The following is a 25,361-nucleotide window of genomic DNA, read 5'->3' as shown; positions in this document are numbered from 1 at the left end:
TAGCAAATTAGCTTACTTACTTCTTCTGTAAATTACGTATCTCCTTCCGCAGTATTTCCTTTTTGTCCAAAGCTTCCCCAATGGTAAGCCCCACATTCATTCCAGGCCTTTGGTGACCTATGGAAGTGAGCCATGCATCTTTCATCATTTTTTGCCCTTCCTCTACAAGTTTCCATATTTCTTCCCCATGGTGAAATTGGGAAACCACTTCCTCAATACCATTGGCTTTGGATACTTCCCCTTCCCCAAGATATAAAAGCAGCTGTTGGGCCATAATCCAATGACCTGTATCATTTGGATGAACACCGTCCTTGGCTAAAAAATAATTATTATCGGTAAGACGCTTATCTTCCAAGTATTTTTTCATGGGCCAGTGGAGATCTATTACCTCCCATTGATCAGTATATCGTTTACTGATAAGCCAATCCGCATATATGTCCAATACATTGGCATAGGCTTCCCCCATACGTTCATCGTAAATGGGTGGGGTCATATGTACAATGGAAGCCCCGGATTCCACAACTTGGTTATTTAACCAAAGGATTCCCTCCTTGTATTTTTGAAAACGTACTTCATCAAAGGGCAAATAAATGCCATCGTTCATACCATAGCAGGCCAATACCAAATCAGGCTTTACCTGAGAAATAATGCGTTCCAAACGCTCATGAAGATCTGGACGTGGAAATTTACCATCGGCATGACCTTGTTCCGAAAGACCGGATACCGTTTCACTAGGTAAACCCACATTAATAATTTCAAAATCCCGATCGGGATATCGCAAGGTCAAATAGGCATCTACATAGGACACGTACTGCCCGGAATAGGTAATACTGTTCCCAATAAAAAGTATTCGTTTTACATCTTGGGGAATTTCATAAGAATTTTGTGCCTTACTATGAAATTGCGACCCGACCAAGAAGAAGAGAAGCATTATTAAAAATTTGGTATTCATCATTTGTGCTCGATTTGTATGTTTAGGTATTCGCTCTCGGTTTTTATCAATCCTAACCGTGTGTCCTATTTTTATGAAAGTGCTTTTTTATCTTTTAAAATCTTATTACATGATGACCAATGCAACTATCCACGCCACAAAGAAAATAGCCTCAAAATAAAGTCCGTATCACTACTATAATCAGCCCAACAACATACAGGGTTGTAAAAATCAACTTATTATATTTAGCTAACCAATTGGGAAGAAAAATATCAAAATTATCCTTTTCCGAATCCGAATATTTCCTTGCCATTACGGTTAGGGGACAAAACATTTTGAAAATCAAAAGAACAATACCCTCTCCTACTATTAAGCCTATACCTACCCAAGTATAATTATTGACATCATCAAAAATTCCGGAATACAAAATATAGAAAATCACGACCACAAAAAATAGCCATATCAGGGTGTGTACCCATTTGATTACCAGAAGCCGATTCGCCGGACTCATTTAAAAATTAGTAAATTAATTGACCCATACTACAACCAAGTTCTTGTTAGGTAACATACTTAGAATTAATTGGACACAAACTTCAGTCCAATAATGGAACAAATTAATGTGGTAATAAAGAACATCCTCCAAAAGGTGGCAGGTTCTTTAAACACCAATATACCCACCAATACAGTCCCTACCGCCCCAATTCCAGTCCATACGGCATAAGCAGTACCTATGGGCAATTCCCTTGTTGCCCTAACCAATAGTAACATACTTACAGCCAAACACAGCAAAAAACCAATATACCAATAGGTCGCCTCAGCACCAGTAGCCTCCTTTGCTTTCCCAAGACAGGCCGCAAAAGCCACTTCAAAGAGGCCTGCAACGATTAGAAAAATCCAATTCATAAATGTCCTTTAGTCCTTTTGGTTTATAATACTATTTTCCGAAGGCCCCGCTGACCTGAAAATTCAATTAATCAATGTTTATTATTGGTTCCTTCTTTAAATAGCCCAAGGACACCAAAAATTGATCCGCTGCGGCAACAGTACTTTTATAGGCTTTAAGATTGGCATAATTAAAAAATCCATGCCCCTCCCCTTCATATAATTTAAGGTCGCACCTACTTTCCACTTTTTCCATTACCATTTTATAATACTCGGCGGTCGCCACTGGAATTAAGTGGTCTTTGGTTCCTTGGAAGACGATGGTCGGGGGAGCCCCTTTTTTAATATTGTGGAGAGGCGAAAAGTCTTTGTACGCGTCCCCTATTCTTTCATAACCATAACCTCCTGGACCATTATCTACCACAGGGTTAAAAAGTACCAGCGCATTTGGGATACAATCAATGGATATGTCATCGGCCGGGTCATTGTACCCTTCAATTAATGCCGTTGCAGCCGCTAAGTGTCCGCCGGCTGAACCTCCGGATGCTATAAGCTTAGTAACATCTATATTAAATTTGGCCGCATTTTTTCTAATAAATCTGACGGCGGATTTCGCATCTTTTAGAGATTCGAACGGAGTTGTTCCATTTATTTTTGAAGTACGGTAGTCTGCCAAAAAACAAACCACCCCCCTTTTGGCAAAATATTTGGCCTGATTCAAAAATTGAGACCTTTTGCCCCCTACCCAACCGCCACCAAAAAAGAAAACCATGGCCGGATAAGTTTTCGAGGATTCCATATTGGGGGGATAATGTACTTCCAAAAACAACTGGGTAGTATCCACCTTCTTATAAAGAATTTCATCTTGGGAATTACCAATTTGAGTACCAAATACAATACCTATTATTAGTGCAATTATAAATTTTAAGCGCATTGACCGTTTTTTAGAAAGGCTACAATAGAACAGCCACATTCAAAAATTGAAATTATGGTCCTAAGATAGGAAAACCTTAAAACTTATTTACGGTTTAAATTACAATTGAAACTTGAAGAGTTACTTTAACTTGTATATGCCGTACCACAACTGGAAATATCCATTGAATTGAAATTGGTAATAAAGAGTACAATCCACGACCAAGCTTATCGTTTTCTCCGATAACGATTCTGGACGAGCTGATTTAGAAATACCTTGGATTCTACAAGAGCAAATTCCAGTTCTTTGGGAAGTATAGAAAACAAAGCACTTCCTCCTCCCAATACTATGGGGATGGTCGTAATTGTCATTTCATCAATGAGGTTTTCCTTTAAAAAATTCTGGATGGTAACCCCTCCATCTATATAGAGCCTATGGTATCCTTTGCTGTTAATTTGCTCCAAGATTTCCGTTAAGCTTCCTTTGACCAATTCGGCTTTATCCCAATACTCCTCAGCTAATGTATCCAAGGTCCTGCTCACTATAAAAACCGGTTTGACATAAGGCCAATCCCCTTCAAAACCACAGATTGTTTCAAAAGTTTTACGGCCCATTACAAGGGCATCCACCTGGGTCATAAATTCATTGTAACCCATATCCGATTGCTCGGGATTGGGAATGGAGGTAAGCCAATCCAATCCACCATTCCTATCGGCGATATAGCCATCCAAACTGGCCCCTATAAACACCATGTTACTTTTTTCCATAGTTGTAAAGATATAAATAAGGTAAAAAATCCTTTCAAAGAAAAACAACTTCAAGCTTCGATCATTTCCATACCTACTTTTTGTTTATCCTTCCCAAGGTCCAATCCAACACCTCATCACCAGGCGACAACACTTCCTCAATGGTATTCCTTATAGGATGATCGGGCATAACACCCCTATCTGTAAATTCATAATCTTTTACCGCGGTATAATAGGCCATTAAGGGGATTCCTAGTTTCAACTTGGAGTTTGGGAGGGTAACTATAGCGAAGGCACCACTATTATTCCCATAATATCCACCACCTGTTTCCTCCCCTACAAAGCTAACCCTATCCAGATGGTTTGCCACGGCACAAAACTCGGAAGTAACCGAGAAACAAGCTCCGTCTATCAATACATAAACATGCCCTTTAAAGGGATCTTTTTGTGGTGTTTGTATTGCCAGATTTCCGTTGTGCTCCCAACGGAACTCCCCATCCTCTGTTTGGGTAATTAAAGCCCTTAACTGCTCATAACCTTCAGGTAATTGGGCATAGTCTCCAAATGAAAATCTTTCATTGGTGGCTACTACCAGTTTGTCATAATACCTAAATTCGGCATTTACCAAATAGGACAACAGTAGCGACCCAAAGGCATCTTTTCCCCCTTCGTTTCCCCTCAGGTCCAAAATTAAATTTTCAATATTTTTGGCGTTGATGTCCGCAAAGGATTCCTTTAAAAAAACCTCAAAATTATATTTCTCCTCGTCTGGCCAGAATGTACGTATGGTCAAGAGGGCCGTATGCGCGTTCTTGAATTCCAATTCATAGGGTATATTGTTTTGCTCTGCGCTATCATGTTCCATTACTTTTTGGTAGGAAACCGAAGGCAATGTGATACTGCCCTTCCTCCCGCGGTTCTTATAGGTGATGTTAAATTTGTTATGAGGCTCACCCTCTTCCAAGTAAAAATTGGAGAATAAGGCATTAAAATACCTGTTAAGCTCGTAGTACTTGAAGGTTTGGTTGTGTCCGTCAGAAAACAGATTGTTCAATAACCCTTCAATAATCTCCCCCATAGCTATACCATTGATAGCGGTAATTTCGGTTCCAGGTTCCAATTTAACCTTGGTATCATAGCTATAGCGCACGTAAGCCTTGTTCTTGTCCAGAAAAAGTTTTAATGGAAATAGAGTTTCCATATTGTAATAATACATAAATCCCTTATCCTCCGAAGGCATTAATTTGGTATGTCCACATCCAATTTTAGCCAATACTGGGTTCAATATTTTATAAAACTCCTGTTGACTAAGTGGCTTATCGAGTTCCTTTACAATTGACTCAAAACTTTCATCCATTGCAGCTTTGGTTTCATACCGGTAGATTCCCGGATGTGCCTCTTCCAAAGCTGTCTTGAAGAGTTGAAAATCTTCCTCTAATTCCGAAGGGTTAAAGGCATTTTGGCCACTTACAACAGGGACACATAAAAATTGGGTCACAAAGAACGCCAACTGTAATATCGCTTTTGATTTCATAGTTTTCGAATATTTAATGGATCCTTTCTTAAACAACCGGCTTGTGGGATTCTTTTTCCCAAGTTTACCTTTGCTATTTTATAAGGATATTATCTAAATACAAAGATCTAACGATCTGTAGAACCTAACAATCACACAAGAATGTGATATTTTTTTATAAGGCCCGAGTTACATCCTCTAAACTCCCTAACCCACTTATCGCGAATTGTTCCTAAACGTTATTAAAACACATTTTTTCACATGTTTATGCTATTTCGGGGATGACCTACCGTTACTAAATTTGACCTATTATTTACCATTAAAGTTTTAGATATAGGGAACTAAATGATACCCGTGAATCAAATGGTCACCGAATCAAAAACAAATGGAGTTTATTCATCAATCAATACAAATCAATTAAACAAAAACAATTATGCTTACATTATTTCAAATTCTGATCAACCTATTAATAGAGCTTGGGATCAACTTTCTACTGTAAAAGGTATGTGGATTCCATACCTCTGGAAAATGGCTTGCATAGCAACATAAAATTTCAATTATTTATACTTTGGATGTCCAATCTTTATGTAATTTTATTATAAACCACCTGGCTGCATGAGCATAAGGATTCTTTGTTGTTTGCTATGTTTCCAAGCCTATCTATTTGGACAGAATTCCTACGTCTTCAATAGATTTTCTACTGCGGATGGTCTGAATACCAATAAGGTAAAATGTGTTTGGCAAGACGCCACTGGATTTCTATGGATTGGAACCGAGGTGGGCATACAGCGTTTTGATGGGAGAAAATTCATTTCCTTTGTTGGTCCCGAAAATTACCAGCTGCCACCCAGCATAGGTGTAGACCAAATTTTGGATGCCGGCAATGGCAATCTTTGGTTATTGCAAGGAGGCCAGGTGGGGAAATTCAACACAGTAGATTTTCATTATACCTCTGTATCTATAAGGAGTTATGGCGGCATTCCCCCAAGGTCGGAATTCAAATTGTACATAGATAGCAAAAAGCAGGTATTTCTCTGTGCTTCCAAATATGGTCTTTTATGGTACGATGCCAAATCCAATGCTTTTGTAGAATCCAATTTACCTATAAAAATCCCCAGAGGTTGGGGCGTTGGTTCCCTCTATGAAGACAAGCAGACTGGAGAATATTGGATCTGCAGCGAACAGGGCCTAGCAGTATACCGAAGTTCTAGTGGCGAGGTCTTTCATCGGCTCAACAATCCTGAGAATATACCTTTACTGAACAACAAAGCCATTACCAATTCCGGAGATTTCATCAAGGATATAAATGGCACCTGGTGGCTAACCTATTGGGATTATAATCCACATCGGGAACACCCAGTTCTCCTGCATTTCGACCCTAAAACAAATCAATTTCTGACGGATACCTTAAGAAGCCATAGGGCTACAAAAAAATATACCGTTCTAAGGCAAATTTTGGAAACCAGTAATGGACAGATCTGGATCGGCGGGGAAAATTCTTTGTTGAGCTATGACAATGACCTTCAATGTTTTTATCAACATTTCAAAGCCAACCCTTTAGAGTTCGATATAAAATGTAATCAGGCCAGGCATCTCTTTGAAGACAGGGAGGGCAATATTTGGTTGAGTACGGAAAATGGGCTTTTTGTGATGAACCCCAATCAAAAAGACGTGTATAGCCTTGTGGTAATAGATGGTCTTGGATTGGACTCTCCTGTAAATGCCATATTGGAAACCAAGACCAAGGAAAATTGGATTGGAACATGGGGTAAGGGCCTCCTATTTTATGACCAGAAATTCAATAAATTGGATGGAAACCCCTATAAAGGTTTGGGAACCGAATCTTTCAAATTATATTCGTCCATTTGGGACCTACAACAGCACAGTGAATCGGGACATGTTTGGTCTGCCTGTCAAGGGGGCAGACTGGCAGTTTTTGATGCCAACACGAAAAAGGCATTAAATTGGCTACACCCTCCAATATTTAAAAAATCTACGGTACGGCAGATCGAGGAGGATCATAACGGTAATCTTTGGTTTGGTACACAGGGTGGGCGTTTGGTTAAATGGAAAAAGAACGATCCAATTGCCGATAATTATTTTGAAGAACTACACAATTTCAACACCATCATTTACAGACTCTATTTAGATCGGCAGGGACGCTTATGGGTAGGAACCCACAAGCAAGGTGTATACGCGATTGATGTTGACACCAACGAAATCCTTTTTCATTTCAACAAAGAGTTCAGCGACAGTTATGGGATAATGGACAATACCATTTCTGACATCCAGCAATATAACGACAGTATTTTTATGGTTGGTACCGAGGCTTTGAACATTCTCAACATCAATACCGCTGAGGTAAAAAAGATAACTTCTTACGAAGGACTCTATGGTTCAAGGGTTTTGCAGTTAATGATGGATAGGGAAGGAATAGCATGGATGATAACCAGCAATGGCCTTAGCAGTTATAATTATGAAAAGAACATAATAAGTTCCTATAGCAACCTTCATGGCGTTATCTATGCAGAAAAGACCTATAGCGCCAAATGGATGATGCAAAACGGAGAGATATGGTTTGGCGGTGAGGATGTGGTTTTTGGCTTTTCGCCCGAAAAACTAAATTATAAACAAAAGCCTCCCAAGGTAAATATTACAGATTTTAAGCTCTTCAATACCTATATGCCTCTGGATTCCATTATGGCGCAAAAGGAAATTGTATTCAATCATTATCAAAATTCGTTTACTTTCTATTTTTCCGCCCTGAGCTTTTCCCAACAAAGAAAGTTACAATACTACTATCGCATTCCCGGTGTGAACAAAGACTGGGTAAAAGCCGAAAGGGATATGGCTGCCACCTATACCACAATGCCCTCCGGAAAATATACTTTTCAAGTAAAATGTATGAACCTCCAAGGACTGGAGCCGGACGAAATTACGAGTATCGACTTTAGGATACGCCCCCCCTTCTATCGTACCTGGTGGTTTATTGCATTGGCCCTATGTACCGGGATAGGCATGGCGTATTTTATCTACAGACTTAAGGTTAATCGCATATTGGCGGTTGAAAATTTGAGGAACAAAGTGGCCAGGGACCTGCATGATGATATGGGCTCTACCCTGAGCACTATAAACATTCTTAGTTCCATGGCCAAGAGCAAAATGAATAGTGATACCGTAACCAGTAGTAACTACCTCTCCAAGATTACCGACAACAGTCAAAGAATGATGGAAGCTATGGATGATATTGTCTGGAGTATTAAACCGGACAACGATAACATGCACAGGGTTATTGCAAGAATGAGGGAATACGCTACCGGCATCTTGGAAGCCAAGGACATAGAGTTCGATTTTCAGGTAGAGGATAAAATAAACGATTTAAAACTGGACATGGAAGCTCGGCGAGACCTCTTTCTTATTTTCAAGGAAGCTATCAATAACGTCGCCAAGTACTCACGTGCAAAGCGCGCGGAAGTGCAACTAACCCTTAAGGATAAGTGGCTACAAATGCAGATCATGGACAACGGGATTGGGTTTGAGATGGAAAAGGTCGACAACGGCAATGGTCTGGACAATATGGTTAAAAGGGCATCCAAAATGAAAGGAAAACTAAAAATTGACAGTAATCCAGATCTGGGCACCGAAATTTGTTTGACCGTTCCTGTGCGTTGGAGGGCATTTTAACATATTTATGTGATTTTGTCCTAGAGATTTCCTGTCTAACTTTACAAAAAGAGACAATTATGATAAGGGTATTAATATATGAGGATAATCCCCAATTTCGAGAAGGGCTCACCATGTTGGTCAATGGTAGTGATGGGTTTTCCGTTTTGGCATCGTACAAAAATTGCAACAATGTTGCCGAGGAAGTGGAAAAATGGTCGCCAGATGTCATTTTGATGGATATCAATATGCCAGGAACCGATGGCCTGGAAGGATTAAAGAAAATAAGGGAAGTAAACGCCGAAGTCAAGGTACTGATGCTTACCGTGTTTGACGACAATAAAAATGTTTTTGAGGCACTTAGGAACGGGGCCAATGGATATTTACTCAAGAAGACCCCACCCGCAAAATTATTGGAATACATACAAGATGCCACTTTGGGCGGTGCTCCCATGACCTCCTCCATAGCTACACAAGTGCTTAAAATGTTCCAGGTTATACCCCAGACCAAGAACCAGGACTATTGTTTAAGTGAAAGGGAAACAGAGGTATTGCAACTTCTTGTAGATGGCTATAGCTACAAAATGATTGCTTCGGAACTTTTTATAGCTATTGATACCGTTCGATCGCATATCAAAAAAATATACGAAAAACTGCATGTAAACAGCAAGAGCGAAGCCGTTGCCAAGGCCTTTAAGGATAAGTTGCTATAACATATTTCCTTCAAACCCCATAAAAAAATCTTCGAATTTCACATACATATGCGATTGTAGGAACTACGGTAGCACACTTCCTTTGTCCTGAAAAAATTTGAAACTATAACTCAATATCAGGATAATGAAAACAAAACTAATTTTACTTTCAATCTTCTTCTTAATGTTCATTGGATGCTCCGATGACGACTACACTGAAATTCCTTCCAACACTTTGGAGGCAGACGCTTTTAGTGAGAATCAAGGAGATATTTATACCGGTCAAGCTGTTGTCCTTAACGGCTCCAAGTCCATGGACAAGGCAGGAAAGTCATTTCAATACTTATGGAGATTTAAAGCCAAACCAAGTGGCAGTTTAACTGAATTGACAGAAGAAACCACGGCCAAGCCAAAATTTACTCCGGATAAGGCAGGAAACTATTCCGTGGAACTAAAAGTTTTCAATACCGACTTTTATGATACGGACGAATTGACAATTGTGGTAAAGGAGGATGAAAACCCACCTGTACAAGAAACTATACTCATTTCAGAAAATATCACGGAACGTCGCCACTTGGCCAATGTCTTTGACGATCCTGACAAATTTGATTATTTGGTAACAGGGGATATCCATGTATCAGCATTACTTACCATAGATCCAAACGTGGTTATTGCCTTTGATGAAAATACGGCAATGTATATTGACAATCCCGGGGCTATCATCACAACAGCAGCTGCCAGTTCATTTATCACCTTTACGGGTAAGAACAAGCTTCCGGGATATTGGAAGGGATTAATTATAAATTCCAATAATCCTTTGAATAAATTGGACCGGGTAACCATTGAATACGCGGGCGGAGCTATTGCCCAAGGAATGGAAGTTGCTACCAGTTTGGGTATCGCCAATGAGGGGCCCGGCCACCTTAACTTGGTTTCCTCCATTATCCAACATAGTGCTACCTATGCCATGGCCGTTGAAGTTGGAGCTAAGTGGAATACTGAATCCTTTAATGTATACAGGAACAACAAAAAGATAATTAGAGTACCAGCTTCACAACTTGGAGTGGTATCCAGCTTGTCCGAATTCCACAATAATGAAGTGAACGTAATCGAGGTCATTGGTGACCGAATTTATGATACCGAAGAAACCATTTGGAGCAATTTGTACAATAGTACGGGCGATCTAAAATATATTGTAGAAGGAAAAATAGAGGTTGTTTCCGGCCTTAGGATCTTAGAAGGTCTGGAATTGTACATGGATAGGGATTCGGAGATAAATATCACCAGCAGGGGTTATTTGGTAGCTCTTGGCAGCAATCAATATCCTATTAAATTCCGCGGAAAGGAATCCTTGGACGGAGGGTATTGGAAAGGTATTTCCATAATGTCCAACGACATGAAAAACGAATTGGACAATGTTGAAATACACAATGCCGGAAGCGAAATCCTGGACGGATTGCAGTACAAGACTGCCATTGGATTGGGAGGGGCCAATGAGGCTAAATTAAAGTTGTTCAGCTCCAAAATTGTGGGCAGTGGTGGCAATGGGATTTACGTTGAAAATGGAGCCGAAATTGTTCATATAGACCAAATTAAGTTTCGCGAAAACCTAGGTCCGGCCATTACTATGGCTGCCAACCAAGTAAAAAAACTAACCAATGCCACAGGGATGGAGTTTATAGGCAATGGCCATAATGGGGTTGAAATTTTTGGATCTGCTTTGTTCGACCCTAATGTTGAGACGACTTGGCCAGCCCTACACTTTAATGCCAGCTATTTGGTGAGCGGTAATTTAGCAATCCAATCAGGATTAAAGATACTTCCTGGAGCGGTTTTCAAATTTGCCGAGGACAAGATGTTTGGAGTCTTTCCCTATGGATATTTAATTGCCCAGGGTACCGCAAATAATAAGATAGTCTTTACCGGAGCCACTACTACCAAAGGATTTTGGAACGGGATCCGAATTCAATCGGACAGCGCTAAAAACCTAATGGACCATACAGAAGTACTCTATGCGGGAAAGACCGAAATGCCCGGAGTCTCTAAAATAGCAAGTATTGGCCTGGATGGGGACTACTGGGCCAATCTAACCATAAAAAATTCGAAAATTGCGCATGGTCATGGCTACGGAATTGCGTTTGAAAACCGTAACACCTCCATCAACTCGGATTTTAACATGGTAAACCTTTTTGAAGACCTAAGCCTTGGAGACATTTCCCTGCCCTAGAAGATTAAATTGGGCATAACATATCATTATAATTTTTGGCCATAGTTTATTAAAAAAGAATACTGATCAAAGATGTGATAAATGGCTAAGTCGGAACGGGGAACCAATCAACTTCCACATAATTATGCGATTGTGGCCCCTTGAACTCCAAACGATCTTTGTTACCATTATTAATCAAAAAAAATATAGTCATGAAAGCATTTGATAATTACCGAAGAATACCTTCAGAATCCAATAAACATGTCTTCTTTTCACAATTGAAATATGGAAAAAAAAGTCAATGGCTGGCCTTAAGACGCTTTACAGCAAGCCATTAACAAAAAAAGAATATTCCACGGCATCTTAAAAACTCTAAAACAAATGAAAAATGAAAAATCTAGGTATTGAATTTTACAGAAGATGTATATATGTCATATATACGATATTCCTGATCTATCTGTTGGCCACCGCAAAAAAATAATGAATCTAAAAAATTACAAAAATGAAAACAAAATTAAAAATATGCTATCTCATCGTCTTTTCAGTATTGCTAATTTCCTGTGAAAAGGACACAATAACCGCTTCCGAAGAAATTACTACAAAAGATTATGAATTCTCCGCTTATACTTCTTTGGAGGTAAACGATAATTTTAAGGTCTATATAAACTTCTCGGATACAGAAGAGAAGTTGAGGGTTCAGGCCAACGATAACCTTCATGAGTATATCCTGGTAAACAAGGAAAGCAATAAGCTAACGGTGAAACTGGACAACGTTAGGAGGATCAAAGGACAGGAAACCTTAAATGTGTTTATTACTACCAAAAGTATAGACAATTTTACCGTTAAGGGAAATGCCAAATTGGAACTGGAAGACCCCTTGGAAGCCGATAACCTAAAAATCTATTTAAGTGGAAATAGCTTCTTTACCGGTGCTTTGGCAACTGAGAAGCTCAACCTGGTTTCTAGCGGAAACTGTATGATTGATTTCTCTGGCAGTGTAAAAAATATGGAAGTGGAACTTGACGGCAACTGTGAACTATCGGATTACGACCTAAGCGTTGACACACTAAAAATTGACCTTTCCGGTAATAGCAATGCCTATCTTACAGTAAACAATTCCATATCTATCGATGCCAGTGGAAATAGTGTGTTATCCTATAAAGGCATTGCTACCATTGCTCATCAAAATCTTTCTTCCGGCTCCAAAATAGTGAAAAAAGGGTAATGGGCAGGTGTAATTGTAGGGTGAAAAATAAACAAGGAGAGAGTCCGTTGGTGATGTTCTTACCGGAATAACAGTGGAAAGTAGCAGGAACTAACCACAGGATGGTTAGAATAAGCAAATAATAGGAATCTTCACAATTCAAAGCTTATATATTTTGCAAATATCAGCAAAGTGTATAGGCTTCTTTTATGCTATATTTCCACAAAAAAAAAGGAGTGCTTAACCTACCCATTATTCCAATTCCGCCAAGAATATTTACTTAATGATCAATTGCGAGGTATCGTAAACATGAAATTGCTTCCCTTGCCTTCCTCGCTTTCAACCCAAATTTTTCCACCAAGTTTTTCCACGAATTCCTTACATAGCACCAATCCAAAACCGGAACCTTTTTCGTTAAGGGTGCCTGGCAATGGGGTATTGGTAGTTATCCCGAACAAATTCTCAAGTGTTTTATCGTCCATTCCCACACCTTTATCAGAAATTACAATCATAACCTGGTCTTCCTCTTCAATTGCGGAAACCGTTATTTTATCGCCCGGTCTACTATATTTAATGGCATTGGAAATAAGATTTCTAATGACGGTCTTTAATATTTTTTTATCGGAATTCACTTCAATTTCATCCGCTACATTTACCTCTATTGAAATTCCTTTTGTCCGAGCAATGGATACTGAGAGTTCCAATATTTCATGGATAACAGGGGATATGCTAGTTTTTTCGGTTTTAAAACTGATTTGACCGGACTGCGATTTTGCCCAATCCAATAAATTTTCAAGTAGTACCAAGGTGTTTTTGGCTGTAGAATGTATTAGGCCCAAATACACTGGAGCATCTGAATCCTCTGACTTAGTTAATTGTGTCTTTAAGATATCGCACAACACCAAAATATTATTAAATGGACTTCTTAAATCATGGGCAATGATAGAAAACAGTTTGTCTTTTGTAGCATTTAGTTCCCTCAATTGTTTTTCGCTCTCCCTTAAATCCTCCTCCGCCTTTATACGTTCCGTAATATCCCGTATTACCCCAACCAAAAACTTTTTCCCGTCCTCATCTATAAACCTCGACTTCCTTGTAGAGATAATTTTCTTTTCGCCTTCCTCTACGGTTAAAGGCTCTTCATTAATATTATCTATGCCATCCAACAGTACCTGCTTATCTATCCGTAAGAAATTCTCCCGCTCATCGGGGGGTACATTTTCAGCAAGGGTTTTGCCTATTATTTTGGTTCTTGGAAGGTTGAACAGATTGCAAAAAGCATCGTTGACCAAAAGCAACCTGCTCCCGTTGTCTTTTACAAATACGGCATCGCCCATATTATTGAGGATGGTATTGGCATATTTCTCACTTTCATCCTTTTCCTCTTCACTTTGAAAGGCCAAAAGCGATTTAAGGATTTCATTTTGTTTCTGAAGTTCGTCAATTTGATTTTCCAGTTCGCGACGTGTCTTATCCTTAACTTTTTTAATTCGCTTAAATCGGTTATATAAATTATACCAAATCAAATTATTACAATTTTAGGCTAAGGCTGTAAATCTACAATTTTCATAAATTAGTACGATACAATTTTGCCATAGATTTCCACCAAATGAGTAAAAATTTGTCCATCCTATAGTTGGTATACCATAACTGACCTGGTATTGATTGGCTCTTTAAAGCGCTTCCCATCGGTATCCACAATATTACTGCTCCTTGGCCACTAACTGGGACCAAATCTGCATTCTACATATAGACTTTGAATTTACCACACTTTTGTACTTATAGACTAGAGGAACTCAATTCTCTTTACTGATTGCTCTATTCTCCTTTTTAAATTTGGAATTGTATCAGCTGTGTGCCAGTGACAATTTATGGCAACTATATGGTGTCGTTAATTTAAGGACACCTTTATTCCGGAGATAAAATAATCTGGATTATCGGTACCAAAAGCCATAAAAATATAAAGTGTATTATTCTTGATAATTGGTGAGACAAAAGCCCCCAAATGATCCCAAGCCCAATCATAAGCTGGGTACTTTTTATGCAATTGCACTGGGTTTACCAATAACGGACTTCTGCTATCATGGTTCCAACTACCTCCATTCAACTTCACAAGTCCGTATTCCCTATTCCTCGAAGTTAAATAGACAGACCCTAACTCTTCACCACCAAGGAGTATATAGAGTTCCGAATTAAATTCCATGTATGCCGCATCATCCGCTTTCCCCCGTAAATAACCACTACTTGTATTTCCTTTGTGAATAATATGGGAAGAGCTAATACTTTGATTTAAATTGAGGGCATCAAACAAATTTGTGGCTACAATTTCATGGATTTCCCTATCAATAAAACTCGGATTTCTTCTGTGAAATAAAATCCTGTATTGATTATCGAATTTTGTAATGGACAAAGGAAAACTGTTTTGATCCAAACCCTGCCATTCCGGAATCATGATTTCGGTCGGTTGCTGTAAAATATTCAAATCTTCATCAATGATCATATAGGCGGAAGTATAATTATTGTTAGGCTGCTGAACCCCGAGCAGCACCAAGAAACTACCATCATCCAACTTAAACGGATTTCCTGTGGAGAATACGTTGCCATTTGGTTTGGCAAAGGTAATGGTCATCGTCTCCAAAACCAGATCATCATGGAATGTCCAATCCTGTAAATTAGCACTGGTAGCGTAATAAATACTTCTTTTGGTATGTGGCCCGAATACTACAGGAGTCAATAGAATAAAGGTACCATCAGATTTTTCAATGATACCGCCAGGTTGAATATAATGGAGATTTTCCTCCGAGGCTATAGTTGGATAAGGGTTGAACAAAGGCCTGTCATTGATAATTTCGTAGTTGATGAATGGATTAAAAAATTCCAAGGTCGCTCCAATTTTGGTATTTAAACTTCCCTGATAGGTATTCCCTAGGCCTATCCAACCATCAGTTGTATTTACACCAATAATTTCAACTACAGTTGAAGCTTCACTATTTTGGGTAACAAACCAACTTTGATTATTGGTGCCCTGGACCAACAGATTTTCCAAGTTTGAATAATTGGTTTTGACCCTGTTATTGACCTGGTCGTATTCGGTTATTTGTATAGGGTTCTTCCTAGCAATATTACTGGATCTATCCGAGATAAGACAGTTATTGAAAAAGCTGTTTAGGCTTCCATCCGGGAATACTTCTTCCGGCAACATCTCTTCTTCTACGGGCACCTCCTCCTCTTCTTCTATTGGTACAATTTCTTCCTCTACAGGAATTACTTCAACATTTTTTTCTGGAACTATACTGTCCGGATTACAGGAAATAATAAAAACAATTAATAAATAAAAAATTGATTTTTTCATTGATCGGGGAGGTCGGTAGCCCTATTCCAGGATGGATTGGAAGATGTAATAATATCCCGTGAATATTGGTGTCATAATTGGTTTGATATTGGTGGTGGTTATAAAAACGTAAACATACGTTGTTTTAGTGGAACGATGTAAAACTAAATTTATAATGATTCATAATTTCAAAGCAAAAGGCTCCTTCCCTTGGCCTGTACTGAGCGGAGTCGAAGTATAAGGGAAGGTGGATTCTCCGACCCTAGGAGGAGAAGACGGAAGGGATTGAAATTACCACGCTACGATAAAGACAAAGCGGAAAACCTCTTTCTGTTGGTCCGCTTCCTAACCCTCCCCCAAGGGGAGGGAACATCAAAATTTCAAAGTTGTCATTGCAGATGAGGGATGTAAATTTAATCTAGACTCTAGCATCTAGATTCTCATTACTCCTTTCTCAATCCAACTTCACTCCAATGAAATCCTTTCCCATCCGGCTTCCGGGAGTTCGTATCGGTCCAATTTCATGATCTTTCTTGTCCCATCATAATATTTATATACTAGGTACACACAGTCATCGGAACTTTCTATATAGAAAAGGCCAAGGCGTTTGGGAAATGGAAGCTTCATCAACTCACATTCCTTGTTCAATTGGTGTGCTCCAATTTCCATTAAAAGACGTTTAACGGCGTATCGATCATGATTTCTGTACACAATATTTTTCATTAATTGGAAATAATCCTATTTTATGGATATTTTCCAAATTTACAAATTTTAGATTTTGAATTCGGTCCAGAAAAGTTAAATTCTTAATTTAGGGTAAAACTATTATTATGTGTTTCGGTACCAGGGTAACCGCCTCTGCCAAGGACGTGGAAAAATTTTACAATGTTTCCAAATTAATGGGCAAAACCCCCATTGAAGGCGAACTTACATATAACCACGCCAACGGATGGGCGCACCCCCTATTATGGATCATTCCACAAGAAAAAAGCAACCACATAACCCCTTCCATGTGGGGCATAATGCCACAGAACTCCACAGGGGCCGATTACAAAAAATACTATAAGGAGGCTGCCAGGTTTGGGGCCGGACTCAACGCACAATCAGAAAAGCTTTTTGATCATTTTATATATAAGTACAGTGCCATGACCAAGCGCTGCGTTATCCCTGTAAACGGATTTTATGAACCACACACGGCTCCCAAGAAGTTTAAGATCCCATTTTATTTTAAACGAAAAAATGAAGCTCTTATGAGTTTGGCAGGACTCTATACTACCACCAAGGATGGCTACAACACCTTTACTATTTTGACGAAGGCGGCCACTCCCCTCTTCAAGAAAATCCACAACACCAAAAATAGGAGACCCATTATCTTAAGGGATGAGGATGTGGACGTATGGTTGAACAACGAGCTCAACGAAGAGGATATCCGGAACCTTATGGAGGATGATATGGACGATATTGCCATCAACGCCTACCCTGTTAGCAAGGACCTTTACAATCCAAAAGTAGATTCCAATAGAGCTAATATTATTGAGGAAGTCAAATATGAGGAATTGGAGATAGAGTATTAGGATTACTCCACATAAGATAGATATGCACATGAATTTTCCAAAAACTAATTGGTATGCAAAAGACCTTTTACATGGCGTAAAAAGTGGGAAAGAAATTGGAATAACGTAAAATACTGCAGCGAAAGGTGTAGGCGTAATAAAAATAATGAAGAAAGCAATTAACCTTATATTTCCACACCAGCTTTTTGCTGAAAGCCCTCTGCTTGACAATGGTGTGGAGGTCTATTTAATTGAAGAGTACCTTTTCTTCAAACAATACATGTTTCACAAACAGAAGATAGCTTTCCATAGGGCCTCAATGAAATGTTATCAGAATTTTTTGGAAGAAAAAGGGATTAAGGTCAATTATATAGAATCCAACAACAAATTATCCGACATCAGTTTATTTCATGAAGAAATCGAGAGTAAAAACATAACTGAAATCAACATTATTGACCCTGTTGACAATTGGCTTGAAAAGAGAATTGGAACTATTGCCAAAAACTATAAGCTCAATACTTTTAGCAGCCCATTGTTTATTAATTCTAAAGAAGACCTTTCCACTTTTTTCAGGGCCGATAAAAAATCATTTTTTCAAACTACTTTTTACAAACAGCAACGAAAAAAGCTGGATATCTTATTAGTAGATGGCGATCAACCCAAAGGCGGAAAATGGACTTATGATACGGATAACCGTAAAAAGTATCCTAAGGAAAAAACACCTCCGAGCATCCATTTTCCAGAGGCAACCTCTTTTTGGACCGAATCCGTAACATATACAGAAAAACACTTTAAGAACAATCCTGGGCAATTATCAAAAGATCCTATTTATCCCATAAGCCACAAGCAAGCTGAGAATTGGTTTGTACAATTTCTAGAGTACCGATTCTTTGATTTCGGTATTTATGAAGATTCGATTGTAAAACAACAGTCCTTTTTAAACCATAGCATTCTTTCCCCCCTACTTAACGTAGGTCTCATATTACCAAATCATGTTGTAACCCAAAGTCTTTCTTTTGCAGAAAAAGAGAATATCCCTATCAATTCCACCGAAGGTTTTATAAGACAACTCATTGGTTGGAGAGAATTCGTCAGAGGAATGTATGAATGCAAGGGAAGCTACTCAAGAACAAGAAATTTTTGGGGCTTTGATAGAAAAATACCGAAGAGTTTCTATGACGGAAGCACAGGAATTGTACCCATTGACGAAACCATTAAACAAGTTTTAAAAACAGGCTATTGTCACCATATAGAAAGATTAATGGTATTGGGCAATTTTATGTTGTTGTGCGAATTTGATCCGGATGAAGTATACAAATGGTTTATGGAGTTATTTATTGATGCCTATGACTGGGTAATGGTTCCCAATGTTTATGGAATGAGTCAGTTTTCAGATGGCGGCACTTTCGCCACCAAACCTTATGTGGGAGCTTCCAACTACATCAATAAAATGAGTAATTACCCTAAAGGCGAATGGGAAGAAATTTGGGATGGGTTATTTTGGCGTTTTATAGCTGAACATCAGGAATTTTTTAAATCAAATCCAAGAACCTCCATGCTGTATTATTCATATAACCGTATGTCAGAAGATAAAAGAGCCCTTCATATTAAAAATGCCGAAGAATTTATAGAGAAAATAATGCGTGCTGACTAGGAAAACTGTGGTGTTGTTCTTACTACTAAGCTTACAATTGAAGATAAAGGAGGGGTAAAGAATCTAAACCAAAATTAAACGCGAACGGGTAATTTGCAGCATTAGTTCTCGCCGTCAATAGCAAAAGCCTTTGCCGGATTTACAGATATCAATAGATTAATTTCCTTTTCAGTGAAGCCTTGGGCTCTCAATTCTGGAAGGAGTTTGGTGAAAATATTTGTATAAGGAGTAATGGTCTGTTGTTGCTTTTGGGGATCGTACCAACCGGCGTCGTGTGATATGAGTATATGATCTAAAATGCCGTGCTCCTTGGCATATACCAATTTTTCCAGATGCCTTTCCACATCCCAACCCAGTCCATCCAGGCTTATCCAACAGCCCATAGTTGCAGCTTTTAAATAACTGCTATTCTCATCTTCCGCCTGGGCGTGTACCCAAATAAATTTGGCCAGAGAAACCCCCATTTCCTCAAGGACCTTTAGTTGTGGCCAAAGCCCTATGGCCTTTCCTGTATGGGAGGCTATTGCTAAGCCTGTCTTTAAACTGGTTATGGCAGCGGCTTTTACCAATTTTTTATGCAGGGTATCCAACGGGTTGGCCGTATCTACCCCGATCTTGATAAAGCCCGGCTTGATGCTGGTACCGTCTATACCATCTTCAAATTCGGAAATCCACTTTTCCGCTAGAGCTTCGGTAGATATATTTTGGACATATTTTGGGAGAAATTTATTATTACGGGCTCCATATAACCCGGTGTTGGTGACTATCTTAAGTCCTGTTTTCTTGGCCATTTTTTCAAGAAGCAAAACATCCCGCCCCAGGTAAGCCGGGGTGGCATCCACAAAATAATCTACTTTATAGGTTTTTAGTTCTTCCAAAAAAGGAATTACTTCTGCAATTACGGCATCGTGGTCCCAAGTATGGTGCTGAATGCTATCGGCCCCAATAAAATCGACCAAAATATGTTCATGGGACAACCAAACGCGATCGGTATCCACTGGGTGTCTACCCTGAACATCCTGTATAAAAGCTTGCTGGTCATTTAATGTGCACCCATAAGTGAGCGCAATAAGAAAAAACAACAAATGGCATCTCAGCATTGCACCCATTTTTTTGTATTACCTATTTTATAGCATCCAACGTCCCATTTACATAACCCACGCATTCGGCAAGGCCAGCAAAAACATCCTCGGAGTCCTTTTCATATTCCATTGCCATTACGCCAGTATAGTTAATAGCTTTTAAGGCTTTCAGTACCGCTGGGATATCTAGGACACCTCTTCCAAACTCGGTCGACTTACCATCGGCCTCGGACTTGTCCACATCCTTAAGGTGGATATCATATATGCGATCGGCATATTTTTTAATGTTCTTTACGGGATCCAGCCCCAATCTTTGCACGTGGCCTACATCCATACAAAGTCCAATACGGGTGTCGAGCCCTTTAATTTTATCGTAAACCACTTCGGGTGTTGGATACACCTCATCTCCCGGGCCATGGTTATGGATAGCCAACTTTATATTGGTCTCCTTTACTTTCATTTCCACCAAAGGCAATAAGTCGTGATTGGGCACTCCTATGATCAACTTCATTTTGGCAGCTTTGGCATACCGAAAGGCATTTTCAACTTCTTGGGCAGTTTTCATATAAATGACTCCCCCGCCATAAAGGCCTATTCCTGCCTTCTCGAATTTTGCAGTTATAGCTTTAATCTCTTCTTCACTACTCTCCAAGGGCATATGCATACTCTTGACAGCAATCTGTTTTAGATTCAATCGGTTGGCTATTACCAGGGTTTCATCCAAATTAAATTTTCGCGTGGAATAGGATGCCAGCCCCAGTGTAAGGCTTCTCGGTGCCGCACTTAGGTAGCTTTCCCCTAAAATTTCTTTAAATGGGCTAGCGGTCAAAACTGAGCTAGTGGCCACCAAGCCCCCAAGACCGAGGGTTTTTAAAAATGAATTTCTAGAGTATTGCATGGAATATGGATTTTAATACTTTGTTAGAGATCAAAACTGTAAGATATAAAATCTTTTGAGTTCTTGCAGGTAGAATAATAAAAGTGAATATATTAAAGTCGCTACCTTGAAGTTTTTCGACACTCAATAGGTAATTGTACAGCGGACTATTGGCTAATAAAATAACTTGTCCCTAAGGATTACACGGGTAATTCTCTTTATAAATCTCATAAATAAGATTGCCCGGATCATCGGGGTCGTTTCGGCTGGTATTCCATTTAAAATTATTTCTAAGCAGTAATTTTTTGGAACTCAGATTTTGTTTGTTGGTAAAGGCTTCAATTAGATCCAATTTCAGTTGGATGAATCCAAAATTAAGCACGGCTTTCATAGCTTCGTCCATTATGCCCCGACCCTGAAATTTGGGACTTAGGTCGTAACCCATTTCCGCAGTTTTATAATCTTGTGAAAAATTCCACAGACAGATATTTCCAATCATTTCCGGAATGTTCTTTAGGGAAATGCACCATTGGTACAATTGTCCATTGTTTATATCATTGTTGGTCTTGGCTATAAAGGCAAGTGCCTTTTCCTTGGTTTCGGCGGGTTGCCGATTAACAAATTTGTTTACTTCCTTATCTGAACGTAGGTAACGAATCATAGGCCAATCGGTCTCCTCCAACCTCCGCAAGTGGAGCCGGTTCGTTTCCAATTCCTGAAAATTATTAATCGAGTTCATTTTATAAATATACGATCATCCGATCAGATTTTGAACAGCAAAGTTATTTGAAATTTTTCGGTTAGTAAGCCTATGGCAAAAGCCCTATTTTTTGTTCTTGTTTGTGCAATCTGAATTCAAAATAGGGCTTTGACATAGTGTCATTATACTGACCTGATTTGGCAATTCACTTGTTAGTCTCAATAATTTATGGTAGTGCCAAATCCAAGTCCCATATCACTATCATAATGTGTAGAAATCCCTAGATTTCGGGTTACGATATACTTCAAGCCGGTCATATATTCCTTATCGGTATTTACCATAAAAGCCCATCGTAATCTGGGACTAATTGGAATGTCTTCCCGCATCAATTGAAATCGCACATTCCCATCCGTAAACACCTCTCCCTGTAGGGTTATCAACAGCGGCAAGGTATATTCAGCCCCAAGACTTAACACAGCCCTAGAATCCTTAGTATTTCCTTGGCCAAAAATGTTCTTCTCAACGATGCCCTCAGTTTTTCGATAACGCCAATCGAAACCAACAAAAGGCATAAACCATTGGTTCCTTCCAATATATCTTCCAATATGGGTTTCACTTTCATAACCATGGTCATCATGATATCCTAAACGCCATTCCGTTCCAATACTCCAACGGGTATTTTGCAACATGGCCCTGCCGTCATTGCCATTGGATGCAAAATCGTTTTCTGCCATAAAATGGAATTTGTTACTTTCCTTTTGCAACTTTTTGTAGGCCCATTTCTTATTGGGCAGATATGGATTGGGGGCTTGTTGCTCATAAGAAAATACGCGGTTCATTCCTGCCATCATATGATAAAGAATATGGCAGTGAAAAAACCAATCTCCTTCGGCATTTGCCTGAAACTCTATGGTGTCCGTTTCCATAGGCATAATATCCAAAACGTTCTTTAAGGGTGCATATTCCCCTTGCCCGTTCAGAACCCTAAAATCATGCCCGTGCAGGTGCATGGGGTGCCTCATCATAGATCCGTTGTAAAGTATAATCCGTACATTCTCTCCCTTTTTGATCAGGATTTTATCTGTTTCCGAAAGCACTTTATTATCCATGCTCCACACGTAACGGTTCATATTCCCTGTAAGCTCAAAGCGCAATTCCCTTACGGGGGCATCTTTTGGTAAAGTGGTAGAATGTGGTGCTTTCAACATGCCATAATTCAGGGTCACCAAATCTGCATCGGCTTTCATGGAATGATTTTCATGGTCCATTTTATCGTCCATTTTCACATCACCACTACCAGTAACCTCCGGATACATCACCGTGTTCATATCCATTTTTTGAAGGGACATATCCATACCCATATCATCCATGGAACCGTCCATATTCATCATGCCGTTCATCATTTCCATGCCTTCAAAATACTTGAGTTTTGGCATTCTACTTTTCAATTGAATGGTTCCATTTCCCAAATATATGGAGGCCGATTTGGTGCGGTCCTCAGGGGTGGCCAAAAATTCATAAGCCGTATCTTCCTGAGGAATACTCACCACAACGTCATAGGTTTCTGAAACACCTATAATCAATCTGTCCACCTCAACAGGTTCTACGTCATTTCCATCATTTGCTACAACAGTCATTTTGCCCCCTGCATAAGAGAGCCAAAAGTAGGACGATGCCCCACCATTCGCTAAACGTAACCGTACTTTATCCCCAGCTTTAAATTGGGAAAGTTGGCTTTCATTCTTCCCATTGATAAGAAATTTATCGTAATACACATCACTGACATCCATGGCCAGCATACGTTTCCATTCGTTTTCCAATTTAGTTTTAAAATGTCCTGCCTTAATGGCCTCAGAATAACTCTGAACAGTACCTTTTTTAATTCCACCCCAATCATTGGCGTTGTGCAACATTCTATGCACATTTTCAGGTTTAATATCGGTCCATTCGCTCAAAATTATAGGAACAGTTGGCAAATCATCAATACCCTCTCTAAAGGTAGGGTCTGTTTCCTTTTTCTTTAAGATCAAGGATCCGTACATTCCTATTTGTTCTTGTAAGCCACTATGACTGTGGTACCAATGCGTTCCATTTTGTATAATTGGAAAACGATAGGTGTGGGTGGTGTTCGGTGCAATCGGCATTTGGGTAAGGAAAGGTACTCCGTCTTCCTTATTGGGCAAATATACCCCGTGCCAATGTAAAGAGGTCCCTTCCTTTAGCTTGTTATGTACCACAATTTCGGCAATGTCCCCCTCTGTGAAGGTTAACGTTGGCATAGGAATCTGCCCATTAACGGCAATAGCTCTTTTTTCCTTGTCCGAAAAATTAACAATAGTGTCCGTCACGGTTAAATCGTATCTAACTACATTTTGGCCATAGCCAAAATGAATGGACAGTATTAGTATAAATACTGTCAAACAATATTTGTAATTGGTCATGTCCGAGTTATTTTATGGTTTCCACTGTTTTTCCACAACTTAGCATTTGGGAGCCATAATAAGGGTTTTTGATGTCCTCCTCCAAACTAAGCCAATTGGCACCTTTCCCACTATCTGCCATAGGGCAAAATTGATAATAGACCGGTTTTTCTGATTTTGAAACCTTTAATACCTCAAACATATCTTTTGATAAGGACTTAAAATAAACCCGTTGTTTATCCACATCCTTAGTTGCCGCTATATTTCCTATATCTGTCTTGAGATCTTTCAGTACCTTCATCCATGCCATATGCACCTCCATTGAAAGTTTGTCCATTTCCACCTCCGTTACCGATTTCAAAAGTATTTCAGCCTTATCAGAAGCCAAGGAGCCATCAGTGCTTACTAAGGCATCCTTAACCGAAAAATAGTGTTCAAATACACCTGCAAGTGGGTTTTTGTTTTGATTCTCTTGGGCCATAGATCCATGTTGAGAATGGTCCGTAGTCATATTCTGTTTCTGCGACTCCATATTATGGGCCTCTTTTTTAGCTCGTTCATATTGGCAACATTCTGGCAAATTGGCATAGGTATCGTCCGGAGCAAAAAAGAGTTCACTATCGTAACCTGCCAATGCAATTCTTTTTAGAATTTCTTCTTTAGAGGTAGCAAGAGTGTCAAAGGAAATAATGGCCATTTTAGTGTCCTTGTCCCAATCTACCTTGGCCGCATTATTTAGATTACCTGCTTTCTCAATGGTTTTCTCGCACATGGCGCAGTTTCCAAATATTTTTACAGATTCTGATTTTAAGTTTTTTGCCTGGGCATTAGCCGCTGCAAAGGATAGCAATACGGAAATTGTTATCAATATATTTATTGAATTTTTCATCGTACTCATATTTTATTACAAGGGATTCTGGAATCCCTTTTCGAATTATAAAAATTAATTATTCTAGGTTATTACATAGATACTGACCGGAAATAATACGACAGA

Annotated in this window: 21 protein-coding genes; 8 read left to right on the top strand and 13 right to left on the bottom strand. The window is 39.2% G+C overall.

Features of this window, described 5'->3' with window-relative positions:
- Nucleotides 1-16: 16 nt before the first annotated feature.
- The 5 genes from LV92_RS03480 to LV92_RS03455 form a co-directional block, all read right to left on the bottom strand.
- Complete coding sequence (locus LV92_RS03480; RefSeq protein ID WP_111622231.1) at nucleotides 17-955, bottom strand: SGNH/GDSL hydrolase family protein; 939 nt, start codon at nucleotides 953-955, stop codon at nucleotides 17-19.
- Nucleotides 956-1,507: 552 nt separating this feature from the next.
- Entirely contained in the window at nucleotides 1,508-1,834 is a 327-nt protein-coding gene (locus LV92_RS03470) for a DMT family transporter (RefSeq protein WP_111622229.1), read from the bottom strand.
- A 67-nt stretch (nucleotides 1,835-1,901) separates the two neighbouring features.
- Nucleotides 1,902-2,747 (bottom strand): alpha/beta hydrolase, encoded by an 846-nt coding sequence (locus tag LV92_RS03465; RefSeq protein ID WP_111622228.1) that lies wholly within the window; start codon nucleotides 2,745-2,747, stop codon nucleotides 1,902-1,904.
- 206 nt (nucleotides 2,748-2,953) lie between these two features.
- Nucleotides 2,954-3,493 (bottom strand): dihydrofolate reductase family protein, encoded by a 540-nt coding sequence (locus tag LV92_RS03460; RefSeq protein ID WP_111622227.1) that lies wholly within the window; start codon nucleotides 3,491-3,493, stop codon nucleotides 2,954-2,956.
- A gap of 73 nt (nucleotides 3,494-3,566) precedes the next feature.
- Nucleotides 3,567-5,006 carry a S41 family peptidase gene (locus LV92_RS03455; RefSeq protein WP_111622226.1) on the bottom strand — a complete coding sequence of 480 codons (1,440 nt, stop codon included), beginning with the start codon at nucleotides 5,004-5,006 and terminating at the stop codon, nucleotides 3,567-3,569.
- Nucleotides 5,007-5,600: 594 nt separating this feature from the next.
- Here LV92_RS03455 and LV92_RS03445 point away from each other — a divergent pair.
- The 5 genes from LV92_RS03445 to LV92_RS03430 all read left to right on the top strand — a co-directional run bounded on the left by LV92_RS03445 (nucleotide 5,601) and on the right by LV92_RS03430 (nucleotide 12,771).
- Nucleotides 5,601-8,669, top strand: a complete 3,069-nt coding sequence (locus LV92_RS03445) for a ligand-binding sensor domain-containing protein (RefSeq protein WP_111622224.1) — start codon at nucleotides 5,601-5,603, stop codon at nucleotides 8,667-8,669.
- Between the two features lie 59 nt (nucleotides 8,670-8,728).
- A complete protein-coding gene (locus LV92_RS03440) occupies nucleotides 8,729-9,361 on the top strand; it encodes a response regulator (protein WP_111622223.1) in 633 nt (210 codons plus the stop codon).
- Between the two features lie 124 nt (nucleotides 9,362-9,485).
- Nucleotides 9,486-11,567 (top strand): PKD domain-containing protein, encoded by a 2,082-nt coding sequence (locus LV92_RS03435; protein WP_146613507.1) that lies wholly within the window; start codon nucleotides 9,486-9,488, stop codon nucleotides 11,565-11,567.
- Nucleotides 11,568-11,758: 191 nt separating this feature from the next.
- Entirely contained in the window at nucleotides 11,759-11,884 is a 126-nt protein-coding gene (locus LV92_RS22050; protein WP_262511290.1) for a hypothetical protein, read from the top strand.
- A gap of 164 nt (nucleotides 11,885-12,048) precedes the next feature.
- Nucleotides 12,049-12,771, top strand: coding sequence for a head GIN domain-containing protein (locus tag LV92_RS03430; RefSeq protein ID WP_111622221.1), 723 nt, complete (start codon nucleotides 12,049-12,051; stop codon nucleotides 12,769-12,771).
- A gap of 266 nt (nucleotides 12,772-13,037) precedes the next feature.
- Here LV92_RS03430 and LV92_RS03425 read toward each other — a convergent pair whose 3' ends face one another.
- The 3 genes from LV92_RS03425 to LV92_RS03415 form a co-directional block, all read right to left on the bottom strand.
- Nucleotides 13,038-14,276, bottom strand: coding sequence for a PAS domain-containing sensor histidine kinase (locus LV92_RS03425; RefSeq protein ID WP_245946228.1), 1,239 nt, complete (start codon nucleotides 14,274-14,276; stop codon nucleotides 13,038-13,040).
- Between the two features lie 365 nt (nucleotides 14,277-14,641).
- Nucleotides 14,642-16,102 carry a hypothetical protein gene (locus LV92_RS03420; RefSeq protein ID WP_111622220.1) on the bottom strand — a complete coding sequence of 487 codons (1,461 nt, stop codon included), beginning with the start codon at nucleotides 16,100-16,102 and terminating at the stop codon, nucleotides 14,642-14,644.
- 444 nt (nucleotides 16,103-16,546) lie between these two features.
- On the bottom strand, nucleotides 16,547-16,804 hold the full coding sequence (locus LV92_RS03415; protein ID WP_111622219.1) for a hypothetical protein: 258 nt from the start codon (nucleotides 16,802-16,804) through the stop codon (nucleotides 16,547-16,549).
- 107 nt (nucleotides 16,805-16,911) lie between these two features.
- Here LV92_RS03415 and LV92_RS03410 point away from each other — a divergent pair, with 107 nt between their 5' ends.
- The 3 genes from LV92_RS03410 to LV92_RS03400 are packed head-to-tail and all read left to right on the top strand — an operon-like array spanning nucleotide 16,912 to nucleotide 19,288.
- Entirely contained in the window at nucleotides 16,912-17,655 is a 744-nt protein-coding gene (locus LV92_RS03410) for an SOS response-associated peptidase (protein WP_111622218.1), read from the top strand.
- A gap of 48 nt (nucleotides 17,656-17,703) precedes the next feature.
- Nucleotides 17,704-17,817 carry a DUF2256 domain-containing protein gene (locus LV92_RS03405; protein WP_111622217.1) on the top strand — a complete coding sequence of 38 codons (114 nt, stop codon included), beginning with the start codon at nucleotides 17,704-17,706 and terminating at the stop codon, nucleotides 17,815-17,817.
- Nucleotides 17,801-19,288 (top strand): cryptochrome/photolyase family protein, encoded by a 1,488-nt coding sequence (locus LV92_RS03400; RefSeq protein WP_111622216.1) that lies wholly within the window; start codon nucleotides 17,801-17,803, stop codon nucleotides 19,286-19,288. The genes LV92_RS03405 and LV92_RS03400 overlap by 17 nt, the downstream gene beginning before the upstream one ends.
- Nucleotides 19,289-19,389: 101 nt before the next feature.
- On the opposite strand, the gene LV92_RS03395 is transcribed toward LV92_RS03400, so the two are convergent.
- The 5 genes from LV92_RS03395 to LV92_RS03375 all read right to left on the bottom strand — a co-directional run bounded on the left by LV92_RS03395 (nucleotide 19,390) and on the right by LV92_RS03375 (nucleotide 25,256).
- Nucleotides 19,390-20,388 carry a phosphotriesterase family protein gene (locus LV92_RS03395; protein ID WP_111622341.1) on the bottom strand — a complete coding sequence of 333 codons (999 nt, stop codon included), beginning with the start codon at nucleotides 20,386-20,388 and terminating at the stop codon, nucleotides 19,390-19,392.
- 22 nt (nucleotides 20,389-20,410) lie between these two features.
- Nucleotides 20,411-21,268, bottom strand: a complete 858-nt coding sequence (locus LV92_RS03390) for a sugar phosphate isomerase/epimerase family protein (RefSeq protein WP_111622215.1) — start codon at nucleotides 21,266-21,268, stop codon at nucleotides 20,411-20,413.
- A gap of 172 nt (nucleotides 21,269-21,440) precedes the next feature.
- The gene (locus tag LV92_RS03385; protein ID WP_111622214.1) at nucleotides 21,441-21,986 is read right to left on the bottom strand and encodes a GNAT family N-acetyltransferase; all 546 of its coding nucleotides are present in this window, start codon (nucleotides 21,984-21,986) and stop codon (nucleotides 21,441-21,443) included.
- A gap of 179 nt (nucleotides 21,987-22,165) precedes the next feature.
- On the bottom strand, nucleotides 22,166-24,388 hold the full coding sequence (locus LV92_RS03380; protein WP_111622213.1) for a multicopper oxidase domain-containing protein: 2,223 nt from the start codon (nucleotides 24,386-24,388) through the stop codon (nucleotides 22,166-22,168).
- A gap of 7 nt (nucleotides 24,389-24,395) precedes the next feature.
- The gene (locus LV92_RS03375; protein WP_111622212.1) at nucleotides 24,396-25,256 is read right to left on the bottom strand and encodes a DUF3347 domain-containing protein; all 861 of its coding nucleotides are present in this window, start codon (nucleotides 25,254-25,256) and stop codon (nucleotides 24,396-24,398) included.
- Nucleotides 25,257-25,361 lie beyond the last annotated feature (105 nt).

Origin of the sequence: Arenibacter echinorum (assembly GCF_003259375.1) — a bacterium.
GTDB classification, from domain to species: Bacteria; Bacteroidota; Bacteroidia; order Flavobacteriales; family Flavobacteriaceae; genus Arenibacter; species Arenibacter echinorum.
This window is presented reverse-complemented; position numbering and strand designations above follow the sequence as displayed.